Annotated in this window: 18 protein-coding genes; 8 read left to right on the top strand and 10 right to left on the bottom strand. The window is 64.3% G+C overall.

Annotated elements, in window-relative coordinates:
- Positions 1-105: 105 nt before the first annotated feature.
- The 3 genes from ACX80G_RS02765 to ACX80G_RS02755 are packed head-to-tail and all read right to left on the bottom strand — an operon-like array spanning position 106 to position 1,847.
- The gene (locus tag ACX80G_RS02765; protein WP_459305460.1) at positions 106-690 is read right to left on the bottom strand and encodes a DNA-3-methyladenine glycosylase I; all 585 of its coding nucleotides are present in this window, start codon (positions 688-690) and stop codon (positions 106-108) included.
- Complete coding sequence (locus ACX80G_RS02760; RefSeq protein ID WP_459305459.1) at positions 687-1,037, bottom strand: DivIVA domain-containing protein; 351 nt, start codon at positions 1,035-1,037, stop codon at positions 687-689. The genes ACX80G_RS02765 and ACX80G_RS02760 overlap by 4 nt, the downstream gene beginning before the upstream one ends.
- 24 nt (positions 1,038-1,061) lie before the next feature.
- A complete protein-coding gene (locus tag ACX80G_RS02755) occupies positions 1,062-1,847 on the bottom strand; it encodes an LOG family protein (RefSeq protein WP_459305458.1) in 786 nt (261 codons plus the stop codon).
- Between the two features lie 119 nt (positions 1,848-1,966).
- Between ACX80G_RS02755 and ACX80G_RS02750 the strand changes: the two genes are divergently transcribed.
- The 4 genes from ACX80G_RS02750 to ACX80G_RS02735 all read left to right on the top strand — a co-directional run bounded on the left by ACX80G_RS02750 (position 1,967) and on the right by ACX80G_RS02735 (position 5,270).
- A complete protein-coding gene (locus ACX80G_RS02750) occupies positions 1,967-2,755 on the top strand; it encodes an amino acid ABC transporter ATP-binding protein (RefSeq protein ID WP_459305457.1) in 789 nt (262 codons plus the stop codon).
- 52 nt (positions 2,756-2,807) lie between these two features.
- Complete coding sequence (locus tag ACX80G_RS02745) at positions 2,808-3,650, top strand: glutamate ABC transporter substrate-binding protein (RefSeq protein WP_459305456.1); 843 nt, start codon at positions 2,808-2,810, stop codon at positions 3,648-3,650.
- An 82-nt stretch (positions 3,651-3,732) separates the two neighbouring features.
- Positions 3,733-4,407 (top strand): amino acid ABC transporter permease, encoded by a 675-nt coding sequence (locus tag ACX80G_RS02740; protein WP_459305455.1) that lies wholly within the window; start codon positions 3,733-3,735, stop codon positions 4,405-4,407.
- A complete protein-coding gene (locus ACX80G_RS02735) occupies positions 4,404-5,270 on the top strand; it encodes an amino acid ABC transporter permease (RefSeq protein WP_459305454.1) in 867 nt (288 codons plus the stop codon). The genes ACX80G_RS02740 and ACX80G_RS02735 overlap by 4 nt, the downstream gene beginning before the upstream one ends.
- A gap of 337 nt (positions 5,271-5,607) precedes the next feature.
- On the opposite strand, the gene dapE is transcribed toward ACX80G_RS02735, so the two are convergent.
- Entirely contained in the window at positions 5,608-6,699 is a 1,092-nt protein-coding gene (gene dapE, locus ACX80G_RS02730) for a succinyl-diaminopimelate desuccinylase (RefSeq protein WP_459305453.1), read from the bottom strand.
- A 33-nt stretch (positions 6,700-6,732) separates the two neighbouring features.
- Between dapE and dapD the strand changes: the two genes are divergently transcribed.
- Together dapD and ACX80G_RS02720 are read left to right on the top strand one after the other, a co-directional pair.
- A complete protein-coding gene (dapD, locus tag ACX80G_RS02725) occupies positions 6,733-7,692 on the top strand; it encodes a 2,3,4,5-tetrahydropyridine-2,6-dicarboxylate N-succinyltransferase (RefSeq protein WP_459305452.1) in 960 nt (319 codons plus the stop codon).
- 6 nt (positions 7,693-7,698) lie between these two features.
- On the top strand, positions 7,699-8,586 hold the full coding sequence (locus ACX80G_RS02720; RefSeq protein WP_459305451.1) for a hypothetical protein: 888 nt from the start codon (positions 7,699-7,701) through the stop codon (positions 8,584-8,586).
- On the opposite strand, the gene ACX80G_RS02715 is transcribed toward ACX80G_RS02720, so the two are convergent.
- The gene (locus ACX80G_RS02715) at positions 8,583-9,164 is read right to left on the bottom strand and encodes a hypothetical protein (protein ID WP_459305450.1); all 582 of its coding nucleotides are present in this window, start codon (positions 9,162-9,164) and stop codon (positions 8,583-8,585) included. The two genes, ACX80G_RS02720 and ACX80G_RS02715, sit on opposite strands and share 4 nt — an antisense overlap.
- Positions 9,165-9,336: 172 nt before the next feature.
- Here ACX80G_RS02715 and galE point away from each other — a divergent pair, with 172 nt between their 5' ends.
- Positions 9,337-10,350 carry a UDP-glucose 4-epimerase GalE gene (gene galE, locus ACX80G_RS02710; RefSeq protein ID WP_459305449.1) on the top strand — a complete coding sequence of 338 codons (1,014 nt, stop codon included), beginning with the start codon at positions 9,337-9,339 and terminating at the stop codon, positions 10,348-10,350.
- Between the two features lie 90 nt (positions 10,351-10,440).
- Here the strand turns inward: galE and ACX80G_RS02705 are convergent, their stop codons facing one another.
- From ACX80G_RS02705 to fdxA, 3 genes are all read right to left on the bottom strand, one after another.
- On the bottom strand, positions 10,441-11,724 hold the full coding sequence (locus ACX80G_RS02705) for a citrate synthase (protein ID WP_459305448.1): 1,284 nt from the start codon (positions 11,722-11,724) through the stop codon (positions 10,441-10,443).
- Between the two features lie 124 nt (positions 11,725-11,848).
- A complete protein-coding gene (dapC, locus tag ACX80G_RS02700) occupies positions 11,849-13,003 on the bottom strand; it encodes a succinyldiaminopimelate transaminase (protein WP_459305447.1) in 1,155 nt (384 codons plus the stop codon).
- Positions 13,000-13,326: a ferredoxin gene (gene fdxA / locus ACX80G_RS02695; RefSeq protein ID WP_459257918.1), complete on the bottom strand. Its 327-nt coding sequence runs from the start codon at positions 13,324-13,326 to the stop codon at positions 13,000-13,002. Before fdxA ends, dapC begins: the two co-directional genes overlap by 4 nt.
- Before the next feature lie 130 nt (positions 13,327-13,456).
- Here fdxA and ACX80G_RS02690 point away from each other — a divergent pair, with 130 nt between their 5' ends.
- Positions 13,457-13,687 carry a putative acetyltransferase gene (locus tag ACX80G_RS02690; protein ID WP_459305446.1) on the top strand — a complete coding sequence of 77 codons (231 nt, stop codon included), beginning with the start codon at positions 13,457-13,459 and terminating at the stop codon, positions 13,685-13,687.
- A gap of 92 nt (positions 13,688-13,779) precedes the next feature.
- On the opposite strand, the gene ACX80G_RS02685 is transcribed toward ACX80G_RS02690, so the two are convergent.
- Both ACX80G_RS02685 and ACX80G_RS02680 read right to left on the bottom strand, forming a co-directional pair.
- Positions 13,780-14,625, bottom strand: coding sequence for a type IV toxin-antitoxin system AbiEi family antitoxin domain-containing protein (locus ACX80G_RS02685; protein WP_459305445.1), 846 nt, complete (start codon positions 14,623-14,625; stop codon positions 13,780-13,782).
- A gap of 167 nt (positions 14,626-14,792) precedes the next feature.
- Complete coding sequence (locus ACX80G_RS02680; protein ID WP_459305444.1) at positions 14,793-16,061, bottom strand: MFS transporter; 1,269 nt, start codon at positions 16,059-16,061, stop codon at positions 14,793-14,795.
- Positions 16,062-16,070 lie beyond the last annotated feature (9 nt).

The raw sequence follows: 16,070 nt of genomic DNA, 5'->3' as shown, positions 1-16,070 counted from the left end.
CGAAAATAAACGTCAGTTGCACGACGGCATGCTGGCCCCCGCGCATTGATCCATCACCATTATCCCGCACAAGGCCGGACTGGGCGAATCGCGATGCGTTGTGGGTCACATCGAGTCCCGTACCCAGCAGTCCCGCAGGTGGTCGTTGACGAACCCCGTTGCCTGCAGCATCGCGTATCCGGTGGTGGGTCCGACAAACCGGAATCCGTAGTCGCGGAGGGCCTTGGCCAGGGCCACCGACTCGGGCACCACCGCCGGCACATTGGCCAACGCCACCGGTACCGGTCCCGAGGCCGGGCGGTGCGATTCAAGGATGGCCGCGAGACTCTCCCCTGCCGGCAGGTGCAGGAGGGCACGGGCGTTGCCGATGGTCGCAAGGATTTTCGCCCGGTTGCGGACGATTCCTCCATCCTGGAGGAGCCGCTCGACGTCGTCGTCGTCGAACCCCGCAACCACCAAGGGATCGAAGTGGCTGAAAGCCGCACGGAAGGCCTCCCGCTTGCGCAGGATGGTGATCCAGCTCAGACCCGATTGGAAGGCTTCAAGGCTGAGCCGTTCGAACAGCGCCGCCTCACCGGTGACGGGGCGGCCCCACTCCTCGTCGTGGTACGCCCTGTAGTCCTCGCTCGAGTTGGCCCAGTCGCACCGCACCAGGCCGTCTTCCCCCCGGACCGCGCCCGCAGCGGTCACGGCTGGTCCTGGTGGGTCAGGCGGGTCTGTTGGGTCAGGCGGAGTTCGGCGATGGTCGCGTCCCGGTCCGCGAGCGCTGCCGCCAACGTCTCCAGCACCTCGTCCACCTGATCCATCCGGTACCCGCGGAGGGCCAGCGCAAAACGGATCTCGCCGACGTCGGCCACCTCCGGGTCGGCGGGCAGCAGCACCGCAGGCAAGGACGGGGTCGGTTCAACCAACCCTCGCAGGGGGGCTCCCGTCGGCCCGGGGTCAGCCGTTCCGTCCCCGGCTGGCCGCCACCCCACGACGCCGAAGGCCACGGCGCCGAGCACCGCTACTGCCACAAACACCAGGAAAATACTCACAGGGTCAATGGTGCCAGAGAGCCGTCACGGTGACCGGTGGGATGCGGTGTCCGCCAGCACCAGACGGACAGCCTCCGCCGGGTCGTCCACCAGGTGCACCAGATCCAGGTCCTTGGCGGCGATCATCCCGTTCGCCAGCAGGCTGCCCCGCACCCACTCCCACAGCGGCGCCCAGAACTCGGTGCCGATCAACACAATCGGGAAAGAGGTTACTTTCTGCGTCTGGACCAGCGTCATCGCTTCGAACAGTTCGTCGAGAGTGCCGAATCCGCCCGGCAGCACAATGAATCCCTGAGCATATTTGACGAACATCGTTTTCCGCGCGAAAAAGTATCTGAAGTTGATGCCCAAATCCACCCACTCGTTCATCCCCTGTTCGAAGGGCAGCTCGATCCCCAGGCCAACTGACACCCCGCCCGCCTCGCAGGCGCCCTTGTTGGCCGCCTCCATGGCGCCCGGCCCCCCACCGGTGATCACCGCGTAGTTGGCCTCCACCAGGCGGCGGCCCACCTCCTCGCCGATCGAGTAGAACGGCGAATCCCGTGGGGTGCGTGCCGAGCCGAAGACGCTGATCGCTGGACCCAGCTCGGCAAGCGTACCGAATCCCTCGACGAACTCGCTCTGGATGCGGAGCACCCGCCAGGGGTCGGTCTTGGTGAAATGGTTCCCACTCCCGGAGTCCAGCAGGTACCTGTCGGATTGGGGTTCTTTGGTCTGACCGCGGCGCAACTCCACCTGCCCGCGTCGTCGGGACGGCGTGTGGTGTGCGCCGCTGCGTGCTGGTCCGGAAGCGAACTCGTCTGTAGGCATCTTCCGAGCCTATCCGGCCTTCGCAACCCCTCTCGGCCTTGGTTGCTCTTGCGTCACGATTTAGCCATTCGGAGCGGCGATGCCTTGCCAGGATGGATTCGTTCGCTAGATTCGTGTCTATGACCAGTGATTTCAGAGCGAACTCGTCCGCGTCCGCTGCACCATCAGCTGGGACGCCGCTTGTCCAGCTGAAGAACGTCAACAAGCACTTCGGCGACCTCCATGTGTTGCAGAACATCAATCTCGAGGTTGCCCGGGGTGAAGTGGTGGTAGTGATCGGTCCGTCCGGTTCTGGCAAGTCAACCCTCTGCCGCGCCATCAACCGCCTGGAGACTATTGACGACGGCGAGATCCGCATTGACGGCGTCGAACTTCCCGCCGAAGGCAAGGAGCTCGCCAAGCTACGCGCCGACGTCGGGATGGTGTTCCAATCGTTCAACCTGTTTGCCCACAAATCCATCCTGGAGAACGTGACACTGGGCCCGATTAAGGTCAAGGGCATGAAGAGCTCGGCTGCCAAGGACCTCGCCATGTCCCTGTTGAAGCGGGTGGGGGTCGATAACCAGGCTCAGAAGCTGCCGGCTCAACTCTCCGGCGGCCAGCAGCAGCGGGTGGCTATCGCCCGTGCGTTGGCCATGCAGCCGAAGGTGATGCTGTTTGACGAGCCAACCTCGGCGCTTGACCCCGAAATGATCAACGAAGTCCTCGACGCCATGGTCACCCTGGCCAAGGAGGGCATGACCATGATTGTGGTCACCCACGAAATGGGCTTTGCCCGCAAAGCGGCGGACCGCGTGATCTTCATGGCCGACGGGCAGATCGTCGAAGAGGCCACCCCCGAGGAGTTCTTCACCAATCCCCAGAGCGCGCGCGCCAAGGACTTCCTCGGCAAGATCCTCGCGCACTAGCTCCGGTCTCCCACAAATTTTTCAATAAGTCAGACGAACGCAAGGAGAAATCATGCGCAAGACCCGATACGCAGCAGCCGCCATGGCTGCTGTAGCAGCACTCGCGCTGTCCGCCTGTGGCGGCGGCGATGACAGCGGCGATACCGCTTCTGAAGCAGGCTCCGACAGCATCCGCATCGGCATCAAGTTCGACCAGCCAGGGCTGGGCTTCGACGAGGGCGGGGAATACTCCGGCTTCGACGTCGACGTCGCCAAGTACGTGGCAGCCGAACTGGGCTACGAAGAGGACCAGATCGAATGGACGGAGGCTCCGTCGGCGAACCGGGAGAACCTCCTGTCCACCGAGGAGGTGGACATGATCTTCGCTACCTACTCCATCACTGACGAGCGCAAAGAGACAGTCGACTTTGCCGGACCCTACTTCGTCGCCGGCCAGGACCTCCTGGTACGCGCCGACGACGACGAGATCACCGGGCCCGAGACCCTCGCCGGCAAGAACCTGTGCTCGGTTGCCGGTTCCACCTCCGCTGCACGCATCAACGAGGAGTTCGGGGCTGACGCCAACCTGGTTGAACAGCCAAGCTACGCCGAGTGTGTCTCCCTGATGGGCGGCGGTCAGATCGACGCCGTCACCACCGACGACATCATCCTGGCCGGCCTCGCCTCCCAGGAAGCCAACGCCGGTCAGTTCAAGGTAGTGGGCAACCCGTTCTCCGAGGAGAACTACGGGGTTGGCCTGACCAAGGGAAGCGACCTGTGTGAAGACATCAACGCTGCCATCGTCAAAATGATCGACGACGGTTCCTGGGAAGCTGCCATCACGGCCAATACCGAAGGTGCTGACTACACGTTCAACGCCGAACTGAACCCACCAGAACCTGCCGCCTGCGCCTAGGCTCTGACTGTTTCATGCCTTGGTGGGGGGGCCCTTGCGGTCGCCCCACCAAGGCATTTCACCACCACGGAAGGGGTGAACCATGGATAACTTCCTATCGCTCTTCGAAACGTACGACGTCGTTGGAGCGTTCTGGGTCAATATCCAGCTGACGTTTTGGGCCGCTATCTGGTCATTCATCCTGGGAACCATCCTCGCGTTGATGCGCATTTCGCCGATAGCGAGCCTTCAGTGGTTCGGCGCCGCGTACGTGAATATCTTCCGGAACACACCACTCACGGTCATCATTGCGTTTGGCATCCTTGGGCTGTGGGGGCAGCTTAATGTTGTCCTCGCCGAAGATTTTCAACTGAACTTCCTTCGCCTTGCCATTCTCGGCCTGAGCATCTACCACGCTGCTTTCGTGTGCGAAGCGATCCGCAGTGGTGTCAACACTGTTCCGCTCGGTCAGGCGGAAGCAGCCCGGGCCATCGGGCTCAGCTTCCTGCCGGCGGCCCGCCTGATCATCCTGCCGCAGGCCCTGCGCGGTGCGGTTGCGCCGCTGGGCAACGTGCTGATCGCCCTGACCAAAAACTCGACTGTCGCATTCGCGGGATCGGTGATCGAGTCGTCGAACCTGATGAAGGAGATGATCGAGTTCCGGGGCGACCTGGTGATCCCCATCTTCTTCGTCTTCGCGTTGGGCTTCGTGATCATTGTGGTACCCATCGGTCTTTTGACGACCTGGTTGTCCAGGAGATTGGCGGTGGCACGATGAGCGCGCAACAGGTCCTCTTCGATGCGCCGGGCCCGAAAGGCAAACGCCGCATCCTCATCGGTAACATTGCCGGCGTCCTGCTGGTGGTCGGTCTGCTCGGTTGGCTGGTGTCAGCCCTCGCCGGTCAAGGACAGTTCGAGGCCGCAAAGTGGACCCCGTTCCTCGAAATGCGGACCTGGGAGTTCTTCATCCTGCCAGGACTGCTCAGCACTCTGAAAGCCGCAGCCGTTGCAGTGGTCACGTCGATCCTCTTCGGCCTGCTATTCGGCGTCGGACGCCTGTCCCACATCGCACCGGTCCGCTGGTTCGCCGGTCTCGTGGTCGAATTCCTGCGTGCGGTACCCGTCCTGCTGATGATGATCTTCCTCTGGTTGGGACTGGCCAGAGTGCCGTTCATCGAGGATCCGATCTTCGTGGCGGTCGTGACCGCTCTCACCCTGTACAACGGGTCGGTGATCGCCGAACTGGTCAGGTCGGGGGTGCACGGGCTGCCCAAGGGCCAGCGCGAAGCGGGCATGGCCATCGGCATGACTCCTGGTCAGTCGCTGCGCAGTATCGAAATCCCGCAAGCGTTGTTGGCGATGCTGCCGGCCATGGTCAGCCAGTTCGTGGTCATCCTGAAGGACTCGGCCCTTGGCTACATCATCGGCTACGCGGAGCTACTCCAGTTCTCGCGCCGCCTGGGTGTGGGCGAAGGAAATCTGCTGCAATCCCTGCTGATCGCGGCCTTGATCTTCATCCTGATCAACTTTGCCCTGTCCTCCGCTGCCAACAAGCTCTCCACCCTGCTGAGCTTCAGGACCGGCCGCAAGGTCAAGAAGGCCGAGGACCCCGAGCTGAACGCTGCGGCTTCGGTCAACTAACACGGCCCGGCGCCGCTGGTGGGTCAGACAGCTGCTGGTGACGACCGCTGCTGGTGCCGACATGAGAAGTGCGGCTACGCCCTTGGGTGTAGCCGCACTTTTCTGTGTGACGTTTGGTTGGACCCGCCGGGTCGTCGGTCGAACCGCCCGGCTCGGTGAGCAACCTGGACCGGAGGCGTCAACCTGGGCTTTGGTGCCGGACATGTTCCTCCCCGAGGTCTACTTTCACGCCCCGTGTCCGGCTCGCTCACCGATCCGATTCCGACGCCAGTCCGGACGCCGGTCCCCAATCCTGACGCAGGCCGCCGGTCCCGCCGGCCGCCGGCCTCGGGGCGCGCTAGCCGAGCCAGGCCTTCAGCGCTCGCAAGCACTCGCGGATTTCGCCGGCGCTGACGTGCTCGTTGTCGGAATGCGCCAGCAGCGGGTCGCCGGGGCCGAAGTTCACCGCCGGAATCCCCAGCTCGCTGAAGCGTGCGACGTCGGTCCAGCCGTACTTCGGTTTCGGTTCGGCACCGACCGCGGCCACGAAGTCGGCTGCTGCCGGATGGTGCAGGCCGGGACGGGCTCCCGCTGCGGCGTCGGTGCGCTCGATGTCGTAGCCAGCCAGCACGGCTCTGACGTAGGCTTCGGCGTCGTCGGGTGATTTATCCGGCGCGAACCGGTAGTTGACCTCGATCACGGTCCGGTCCGGAATAACATTTCCCGCGGTCCCACCCTTGATCATCACCGCGTTGAGGCTCTCCCGGTAGGCCAACCCGTCCACGTCAACGGTGAGCGGTTCGTGGTCACGAAGCCGGGCCAGTATGTCGGCGGCCGCATGAATGGCGTTCTCGCCCATCCAGGCGCGCGCCGAGTGCGCGGCCGTGCCAGTGGTGGTGACGTTGAACCGGGCGGTACCGTTGCAGCCGCCCTCCACCGTGCCGTCGGTGGGTTCCAGGAGCACCGCGAAGTCAGCCGCCAGCCAGTCCGGGAATCTCTCGACCAACCGGCCCAGGCCGCTCAGCGACGCCTCCACTTCCTCATGGTCGTAGAACACATAGGTGATATCCCGGGCGGGTTCGGTGAGGGCAGCGGCAAGCGCCAGCTGAACCGCCACCCCACCCTTCATATCGGTAGCACCGCGACCGTAGAGCACGTCGCCCTCCCACGTGCTGGGCACCGTTCCCCGGGAGCCTGCGACGCCGGGCAGGGGCACCGTGTCCAGGTGGCCAGCCAGGATGACCCGTTCGGCGCGGCCAAGGGAGGTCCGCGCGATGATCGAATCGCCGTCGCGCACTACTTCAAGGTGGGGGCAGTCCCGCAAACCGGTTTCGACTGCATCGGCGAGGGTCTTCTCGTTGCCTGAGACGCTCTCAATGTCGAGGAGCGACGCGGTCAGGAGAGCGACGTCGGCAGAAAGGTCAAGGCTGATGGGGAGGTGTGCGGTCATGGATCCAGCCTATCGCTCGGTAGACTTGAGGCCATGACTGAACGAGCCGCCGCCCCTACACCAGCCGATCCTGGCCCCCGATCAGCCCACGGACTTGGTCTTGCCACAGTCGATGCCGACGGGACTATTCTTGACGTGTGGTTCCCCCGGCCCGAGCTCGGTGCCTCGTCGCAGGAGGATCTGAGGGGTTCCCTCGACGCCTTGGCCGGCACCGATGAGCTGCGCGGTACCCGCCAGAAGGTCATCGAGGTGCACAGCGCCCTCGATGCTCCGCCGAAAGATGCTGCCGACGCCTACCTGCGCCTCCACCTCCTGTCCCACCGCCTGGCGGCGCCGAATACGCTGAACCTCGACGGTGTCTTTGGGCTCCTGGCCAACGTGGTGTGGACCAACTTCGGGCCTTGCCCCGTCCAGGACTTCGAGACCACCCGGTTGCGGCTCCGCGCCCGCGGCACGGTCATTGTGTACGCGGTGGACAAGTTCCCCCGCATGGTGGACTACGTGATGCCTGCCGGTGTTCGGATTGCCGACGCCGACCGGGTTCGGCTGGGTGCCCACCTGGCCGCTGGCACCACGGTGATGCACGAAGGCTTCGTCAACTTCAACGCCGGCACCCTGGGCCAGTCGATGGTCGAGGGACGCATCTCCGCTGGGGTAGTAGTGGGAAACGGTTCGGACATCGGGGGCGGCGCCTCGATCATGGGGACCCTTTCTGGCGGCGGGAAAGAACGCGTCGCCATCGGTGAACGGTGCCTCCTCGGCGCGCAGGCCGGCATCGGAATTTCCCTCGGCGATGACTGCGTTGTCGAGGCGGGCCTCTACATCACGGCGGGCACGAAAGTTACCCTCCCCGACGCGCGAGTGGTTAAGGCTGTTGAGCTCTCCGGCGAGTCCTCCCTGCTCTTCCTCCGCAACTCAGCGACCGGCGTCGTCGAAGCCCGGGAGCGCCGCGGTCACGGAATCGCCTTGAACTCAGTGCTGCACGCCAACTAGGGAACTATGGCGTACAGGAAGGCCGAGGCACGGAAGCGCCGGCGGGTGAAGACAACACTCGTCCTCGTGATCCTGTCGACTGTGCTCTCCGGCGGGATCTACCTGGCGGTCAACCAGGTGGGTTCCTCTGAGGTATTGATCCGGGAACGGTGCACCGCCGTCGTCGGCAATGACACCTACGAACTTGGTCTCGAGCAGGCGGAGAATGCGTCGCTGATCGCCGCGGTGGCCGTGACGCGGGGCCTTCCCGCCCGTGCGGCGTCGATCGCCCTGGCCACAGCGGTGCAGGAGTCAGGCCTGCGCAACCTTGATTACGGTGACCAGGCCGGGCCGGACTCCCGCGGGCTCTTCCAGCAGCGTCCCTCGCAGGGCTGGGGCACCGACGATCAGGTTCAGGACCCGCTCTACGCAGCTGGTGCGTTTTACGACGCGCTGGTGAAGGTGCCGGCCTACCAGTCGCTGCCGATCACTGAGGCGGCGCAGGCAGTGCAGCGCAGTGCGCTTCCTGATGCCTACGCCGACCACGAGGCGGAGGGGCGGGCGTTCGCCTCGGCCCTCACCGGCAACTCCCCCGCGTCCCTGAACTGCGTCCTGCGGGGCGCTGATCAGACCGGCGATCCGGCCTCCGTCCAGTCAGCTGCCGAGCGGGTGTTCGGGCCGCTCGAAGCACCTGTGGTAGACGCCGGGATCCTGTCGTTGGAGGTCACCAGCACCCGCGGCTGGGCCGCCGCGCAGTGGGCAGTCGCCAACGCGAAGGCGCTCCACATCGAGGCGGTGGCCTTTGGCGGGCTGCAGTGGACCAGGGCAGATCACGGCTGGGACGCCGCCGAGACTGCCACCGGCCAGCTGGTCATCCGGCTCGCCGGGGATCCCACAGCACCACCGGCAGTCTAGGCGAGCAGCTCAACGACAGGGCGCACATAGCTGCAAAACGCCTCCTCGTCGTCGGAGAGGTCCTGACTCATGAGCAGCGTGCCGGGCTCGACAAACCACGCCCGCGGCTCACTGAGGGGAAGCTCAACCACCTGCAGCGTGAACGCCCTGGCATCCCGAGCTAGCTCGAGCTCCCGCTCCTGGATCAGCTGCCTGAACGGATCCTGCGGCCTCAACCGCCCGCGACGCCGGGACAACTCCGTGTATTCGGTGATCCGGGCGCTGGACCACTCCATCGCTGAGCCATAGTGGGCGTGCGCGAGGAGCTGCAAGGCGGGCAGCGACTCCAGTTCAGGGAAGTGCGGCGGCGTGGCCTCCGGCGGGGGGTCTTTGCCCAGCAGTTGGCGCCACCACGTTTCCCATTCAATCCGCAGCACCGTCAACCCACCGGCGTCGTTCACCAGCTGACCCGGATCGGCCCGGGGCACCGGTGGGACCACCGTGGAAACCAGCGGGACCCCGACGGCGTCCAGTCCGAAGTCCAACCCGGCGGAGTCCCGCAGATACAGGGAAAACAACATTATCGGCGAAGTGCTCACAACTATCTGCCACCCAGAGTCACCGGAGGGCGTCATCCGCTCAACCTTCCCGTCGAATCCGTCCCGGACTCCCCGGCGCGGGTTCGGCTTACTCCTCAAGGGTAGACCGATCGCCCTCCACCCTCCAGCAGTGGACACCACGAATCCGCCGACAACAAACTAGGCTTGTCCTATGAAAATTCTGGTTACTGGCGGCAGCGGTTACATCGGTTCCCATACGACGCTCGCCCTCCTCGACGCTGGCCACCAGGTGGTAGTGGTCGACAATCTGATGAACTCCTCCGAGATCGCCCTCCACCGCGTGAGGGAGCTGAGTGGGAAGGACCTGACCTTCCACAAGGTCAACCTCCTGGACGAGGTGGCGTTGACGGCCGTGTTCGATACCGAGGCTATCGACGCCGTCGTCCATTTTGCTGGGCTGAAGGCCGTGGGCGAGTCGGTGACCCAGCCGCTGCATTACTACCACAACAACGTGGGCGGCACGTTGAACCTGCTCCGCGTGATGGAGGCGGCCCAGGTGCGGACCCTGGTCTTCAGCTCGTCGGCCACAGTGTACGGTGCCTCCGAAGAGGTGCCGCTGATTGAGAAGATGCCCCTGGATGCTGTCAACCCCTATGGGCGCACCAAGGAACAGATCGAGGACATCCTGACCGATCTCGGTGCCGCCGACGGTCGCTGGAACATTGCCTTGCTCAGGTATTTCAACCCGGTAGGCGCCCATGAATCGGGGCGAATTGGCGAGGACCCCACCGGAGTTCCCAACAACCTGCTCCCCTTCGTCGCGCAGGTGGCGGTGGGTCGCAGGGAGAAGGTCATGGTTTTCGGCCACGACTACCCCACCCCCGATGGCACTGGCATCCGCGACTACATCCACGTGGTCGACCTGGCGGCAGGCCACCTCGCCGCACTGGATTACCTCGCCACCCACGCCGGCGTGCACCGCTGGAACCTGGGCACGGGCAATGGGGCGTCGGTGCTCGAAGTGCTCGCCGCGTTCTCTGCCGCGGCCGGACACGAGGTTCCCTACGAGTTCGCCGACCGCCGACCCGGGGACGCGGCGGTGAGCTACGCGGACCCGTCGGCGGCGCTGGCCGACCTTGGCTGGTCGGCGCACCGGTCGCTGCGGCAGATGTGCGAGGACCACTGGCGCTGGCAAAAGCATAACCCTCAAGGCTACGAGAGCTAAGAAGACGCCCGACGACGACGGCCGGTCGCCCTTCCGCAGGAGACCGGCCGTCGTCGTAGATCAGAGACGCAAGGGGTGCGTTCGGTGCTGCTAGCGCGCTGGGTAGTTGCGTGCGCCCTCGCCGGTGTAGAGCTGCCGAGGGCGACCAATTTTGGTCTGCGGATCCTGCATCATCTCGCGCCACTGGGCAATCCAGCCCGGCAGTCGCCCGATAGCGAAGAGCACTGTGAACATCTTCTCGGGGAAGCCCATCGCCTTGTAGATCAAACCGGTGTAGAAGTCGACATTCGGGTACAACTTCCGTTCGATGAAGTAGTCATCGGCGAGGGCCTTCTCTTCTAGGCGCATCGCGATGTCCAGGAGTTCGTCGTTGCCGCCGAGCTTGCCGAGAATGTCGTGGGCGGTAGCCTTGACGATGGTGGCGCGGGGGTCGTAGTTCTTATAGACGCGGTGCCCGAAGCCCATCAGCTTCACGTTGTCTTCCTTGTTCTTGACCTTCTCCATGAAGTCTTCAGGCTTCATGCCCTTGCCCTTGATGTCGCGGAGCATATTCAGGACCGCCTCGTTCGCCCCGCCGTGCAGCGGCCCGAACAGTGCGTTGATGCCAGCCGAAACCGAAGCAAACATGTTGGCATGTGAACTACCAACCAGACGCACCGTCGACGTGGAGCAATTCTGCTCGTGATCGGCGTGCAGGATGAGCAGCAGGTCGAGGGCTTTGACCATCATCGGATCCAGGTCGTATGGCTCGGCGGGGAGACCGAAGGAGAGCCTGAGGAAGTTCTCCACCAGGTTCATCGAATTGTCTGGGTAGAGCATCGGCTGCCCGATGGATTTTTTGTGCGCGTAGGCGGCGATGACAGGGAGCTTCGCCATCAGGCGGAAGGTGGAGAGTTCCACCTGCTCGTCGTCGAACGGGTCCAGGGAGTCCTGGTAGAACGTGGAGAGCGCCGAGACGGCTGACGACAGCACCGGCATCGGGTGCGCGTCACGGGGGAACCCGCCGAAGAAGCCCTTGAGCTCCTCGTGCAACAGGGTGTGGCGGCGGATCCGGCCGTCGAAGGATGCCAGTTCGGCGGGGGTGGGAAGATTCCCGTAGATCAGCAGGTAGGAGACTTCGAGGAAGCTGGAGTGCTGGGCCAGCTGGTCGATCGGATACCCGCGATAGCGCAGGATGCCCTGGTCGCCGTCAATGTAGGTGATGGCCGACGTGGTGGCGGCGGTGTTCATGAAGCCCGGGTCAAAGGTGACGGCGCCAGTCTGCTTGAGCAGCTTCGACACGTCATAACCATTGTTGCCTTCAGCGGCATTGACCATCGGAAGGCTGAGTTTGCCTCCGTCATAGTGCAACGACGCACCGTTCTGCTCGGTCATTGAACTCTCCTTCAGGAGTGGTGGCATGCATTGGCTGACGTCACTGTCACACATTCAGCTAAAACGCTACCGGTAGGGGCGCCCCGAGCGCTAATCGGAACACCGGGGTCGTCAGGTCGCCGCCTTACCGTGCTGCGGCGAGCCTTTGGACTGCTGCGTCGATACGCTGATCGGTGCCAGTCAACGCCACGCGGATGAAGCCTCGGCCGGCGTCGCCGTAGAACGTCCCGGGTCCCACGATGATCCCGAGCCCCGCGAACCGTTCGACAGTGGTCCAGGTGTCTTCACCGGCTGTGGCCCACAGATACAGGCCAGCCACCGAGTCCTCGATCCGCAGCCCAAAGCCCTGCAGCGCCGGGATCAACCGATCCCGGCGCAACCGGTAGAGGTCCTTTTGGGCTTGCACATGCTCGTCGTCGCTCAATGCGGCGCGCATGGCCTCCTGGACGGGGAACGGGACGATCATTCCAGCGTGTTTGCGGGAGTTGACCATCGTGGCGATTAGAGCAGGATCGCCAGCGGTGAACGCGGCCCGGTAGCCGGCCATGTTGGATTGCTTGCTCAGGGAGTAGACGGCCAGCAGATTGGTGTGGCTGCCGCCATTCACCCGGGGATCCAGCACACTGGGCACCGCTTCGCCGCCGTGCGCGCTATCCCAGTCGTCCCAGCCCAGTTCGGCATAGCATTCGTCCGAGGCGACGACGGCGCCGAGCGCGCGTGCGTCCGCCACGATGATTGAAAGATCGGCCGCAGATAGCACCCGACCCGTCGGATTCGCTGGCGAGTTGACCCAGACCAGGCGGACCCGCGATCGGGTGTCCGCATCGAGGGTGGAGAGGTCATCGGCTGCCACGGCTGTAGCGCCCGCCAGCACCGCACCAATGTCGTAGGTGGGGTAGGCGACGGTGGGGCGGACAACGATGTCGCCCTTCCCCAACCCGAGGAGGGTGGGAAGCCAGGCCACGAGTTCCTTCGATCCGACCGTGGGCAGGATGTCCTTCGGATCCAGACCCGGGACCCCGCGGCGGCGGGCAAACCAGTCGCTGACTGCAGCCCTCAGCTCGTCAGTGCCATGTGTGGTGGGGTACCCCGGGGCGTCCGATGCGGAGGTCAGCGCCCGCTGGATGACGGCCGGGGTGGGGTCAACGGGTGTGCCGATGGAAAGGTTGACGGCGCCGTCGGAATGCTGGTTTGCCAGTGCCACGTACGGCGCCATCGCATCCCAAGGGTAGTCCGGCAGCGCGATACCGAACGGGCGGTTGCCGCCGTGAGCGGTCATGCGTCCTGGTTCTGGGGCGGCAATGCGGCGATGATGGGGTGGTCCTTGCCGATATTGCCGAGCTTCGCGGCACCGCCGGGAGACCCAATGTCGTCGAAGAACTCGACGTTCGCCTTGTAGTACTCGGCCCACTGGTCGGGGGTATCATCCTCGTAGTAGATGGCCTCCACCGGGCACACCGGTTCGCACGCGCCGCAATCGACGCATTCGTCCGGATGGATGTAGAGGGACCGTTCGCCTTCGTAGATGCAATCTACCGGGCATTCCTCGATGCAGGCCTTGTCCTTCAAATCCACGCACGGCTGTGCGATTACGTAGGTCACTTCCCACGCCTTTCCAGTTGGGGCTTCGTTCCGTTTCCAGCTTAACGCAACGACCCGGCGCAGCCGCATCGGGCGGCTGCACTGCCCTATGACCCCTGCCACTGCTGGTCCCGCCCATTACGCTGATCACATGGACTCCCCCGCGCAGCAGTTGATCGCCCTCCCCGTGGGCACACGCGTGGTGGTCCGGTATCGCATCGACGGCGGACTCACCGACGCGCTGGGTGATTTGGTGCAGATCGACCAGCAGAGCTGCACGGTGCGGACCCGCCTCCACGGCGACGTCGTCGTACGCCTGGACCTGGTGACGGCGGCCAAACCGGTCCCTCCCCCGCCCCCGCGGCGGCCTCGGCGGTTCTAAGTCCCCGCTCCTGCTCACGCCCCTGCCCCTGCTCCTGCTCCCGCCCCTGCTGCGGCCCGGCGGCGGCGCAATTTCCCACTGGGAGCACCCCGTCATTGGGATTGTCTAGAGGATCCCAGCCGTCGGGACTGATCGGTGGGAGCGTAGGCGGCGAGTGCCTGTTTAACCAGCCGTAGGAACTCTTCAGGGTGATCGACGAGCAACGGATAGGAGGCATGAAGTATTGGAACACGGCCTATCATCAGGAGGTTCCCGCGACGTCGGTCCTCTTCGAAATCTGCTGACCCGCTATGGAACCGACGCCCGTCGGCCTCGACCCCCAGCACCTTCTCTACCACCAGGTCGATCCGTCCGACCCCCTTGATGTAGACCTGCGACTGAAAGCTGTACCCGGCACGCCGAAGGTGGTACTTGGCGACCGTTTCCAAAATTGATTGGGAAAATGGGTCAATCTGATCAATAAGTCTTCGCAGGGAAACGTCCCTTCGACCGGCTGCCCGTTGTCGAAGTGCAGGGATACTTACGGCGTCCAGCATCACAGCAGATTCGACAATGCAGAGAGCATCCAGCTCGGGTAGACAGCGCATGCACTGCACACAGATGTCCAAAACCGTGAGCGGTTTTGCTGAGCGGTGGACCCTGAACCCACCGTCCAGCCCGTTGCCGTGGTCGACGCTGACATGAATCAAGGCCGGTGGACGGAGAATCCACAGCCCGCGGTGCTTCGCTGCGCTGATACAGGCCAGATCGGCGCCAGCGCGCAGTGCGGTCAGGAGAGACTGGTTTGCGTTGGGGAGGCAGTAGACACCCCGGCATGGCTTCGCCAATCGGCCGGCTGCTAGTGCCGCGCTCAGCTGGTGAGCACTCACGCCGTTGGACACCAGGTCCTTGCGGCGGGCAACACCACCGAGGGAAGTCAGCAGGCTAAAAAGGTCCATAGGTGATATCGTGCCCGAGTGCTGATGCCCGATACCTGTTAATCGTGCGGATGTGGACAATTCCACGCGACAATCCCACCAGCCGCGACCAGCCAGTGGGATTGTCTGGACTATCCCACTGGGAGCACCCCGCCACTGGGACCAAGCGACACAGGCGTGGGCGTGGGTCACTGGGCAACTTTGTCGGGGAGCTTCTTCATTCCCAGGAAACCGCCCCCCAGCACCGGAATGGACGCCACGACAGTGCCCACGACTCCGATCCACATGGTGGGGATGACGCCGATCTGCCCGCCCAGCACTCCGGCCAGAAGCCCAGCAATGGGCATGACACCCCAGACCACGAAACGGATGGACGCGTTCATCCGGCCAAGTAGCCGCGGTGGGCAGACCCGCTGACGCATGCTGACCTGCATGATGTTGTACGCCAGGACGCAAAAGGTCATCCCTGATTCACCGACGATCAGCAAAGCGAGGGCGGTAGGCTTCGACGGCGCGAGCGCAGCCAACGGGACCAGCACCAGGAACGCACTGCCGGCCAGCGACGCCAAGGGGATGATGGTGCCTTCGCCGATCCGCCCGGCGATCCAGGGAGTGGCCAGGGCGCCGAGGAAACCTCCCACTGCAGCAACGGACAGAATCAGGCCCAGCGCCACAGCGCCCAGGCCAAGATCCCGCAGGATCAGCAGCGGCAGCAGGGTAAAGACAAGCGACGCGAAGAAATTGACCCCGGCCGTGCATGCCGCGACCCGCCGAATCAGCTGGTGCCGCCACACGAAGGCTAAGCCTTCCTTGATTTCGACGGCGAGTGGGCGCCGGTCCGCAACGGGCGACCGCTGCTCCCGGTCCTGGGTCCTGGCAAGGAACACCGCCGACACCAGGTAACCCGCCGACTGACCAATGACCAGCAGCGGCGCGCTGACGATCTGCAGCAACCCACCGCCCAGCGCCGGCCCACCCAGGCGGGAAATCTGGGCGGTGGATTCCAGCTTGGAGTTGGCACTGGGCACCTGGTCGCTGTTCACCAGCACGGGAACGTAACTCTGGTACGCCACATCGAAGAAGACAGTTGCGACGCCGACGACGCCGGCCACCACACACAGGTGCCAGATGGTGAGGGTATCCGTCCACCAGAGAAGGGGTATGGCGAGCATCGCCACCATCCGCGCCAGGTCCGCCCCGATCATCACCCGGCGTTTGAGCCACCGGTCCACCCAGGCGCCGGCCGGTAACCCGACCAGCAGGAAGGCTGCGGTGCCGCTGGCGTTAAGCACTCCGACCTCGAATTCGGATGCGCCCAGCAGGAGAACGGCTATGACAGGGAGGGCCAGATGACCCAACTGGGTCCCGAATTGGCTGATGGCCTGCCCGGCCCAGAATCGGAGAAAGTTCCCGTCACGAAGCAGGGAGGGCGGTGGGGATACAAGCTCGGTGGTCACCGTCACAGT

Source organism: Arthrobacter glycogeni (assembly GCF_054510815.1).
The sequence above is the reverse complement of the archived record's forward strand: the minus strand, read 5'-3'. Positions and strand labels throughout refer to the sequence as shown.

Coding starts and splice junctions, on each gene's coding strand:
- ACX80G_RS02755 (WP_459305458.1), bottom strand. CDS start 1,847: ATGCCTACAGACGAGTTCGCTTCCGGACCAGCACGCAGCGGCGCACAC.
- ACX80G_RS02750 (WP_459305457.1), top strand. CDS start 1,967: ATGACCAGTGATTTCAGAGCGAACTCGTCCGCGTCCGCTGCACCATCA.
- ACX80G_RS02745 (WP_459305456.1), top strand. CDS start 2,808: ATGCGCAAGACCCGATACGCAGCAGCCGCCATGGCTGCTGTAGCAGCA.
- ACX80G_RS02740 (WP_459305455.1), top strand. CDS start 3,733: ATGGATAACTTCCTATCGCTCTTCGAAACGTACGACGTCGTTGGAGCG.
- ACX80G_RS02735 (WP_459305454.1), top strand. CDS start 4,404: ATGAGCGCGCAACAGGTCCTCTTCGATGCGCCGGGCCCGAAAGGCAAA.
- dapE (WP_459305453.1), bottom strand. CDS start 6,699: ATGACCGCACACCTCCCCATCAGCCTTGACCTTTCTGCCGACGTCGCT.
- dapD (WP_459305452.1), top strand. CDS start 6,733: ATGACTGAACGAGCCGCCGCCCCTACACCAGCCGATCCTGGCCCCCGA.
- ACX80G_RS02720 (WP_459305451.1), top strand. CDS start 7,699: ATGGCGTACAGGAAGGCCGAGGCACGGAAGCGCCGGCGGGTGAAGACA.
- galE (WP_459305449.1), top strand. CDS start 9,337: ATGAAAATTCTGGTTACTGGCGGCAGCGGTTACATCGGTTCCCATACG.
- ACX80G_RS02705 (WP_459305448.1), bottom strand. CDS start 11,724: ATGACCGAGCAGAACGGTGCGTCGTTGCACTATGACGGAGGCAAACTC.
- dapC (WP_459305447.1), bottom strand. CDS start 13,003: ATGACCGCTCACGGCGGCAACCGCCCGTTCGGTATCGCGCTGCCGGAC.
- ACX80G_RS02690 (WP_459305446.1), top strand. CDS start 13,457: ATGGACTCCCCCGCGCAGCAGTTGATCGCCCTCCCCGTGGGCACACGC.
- ACX80G_RS02685 (WP_459305445.1), bottom strand. CDS start 14,625: ATGGACCTTTTTAGCCTGCTGACTTCCCTCGGTGGTGTTGCCCGCCGC.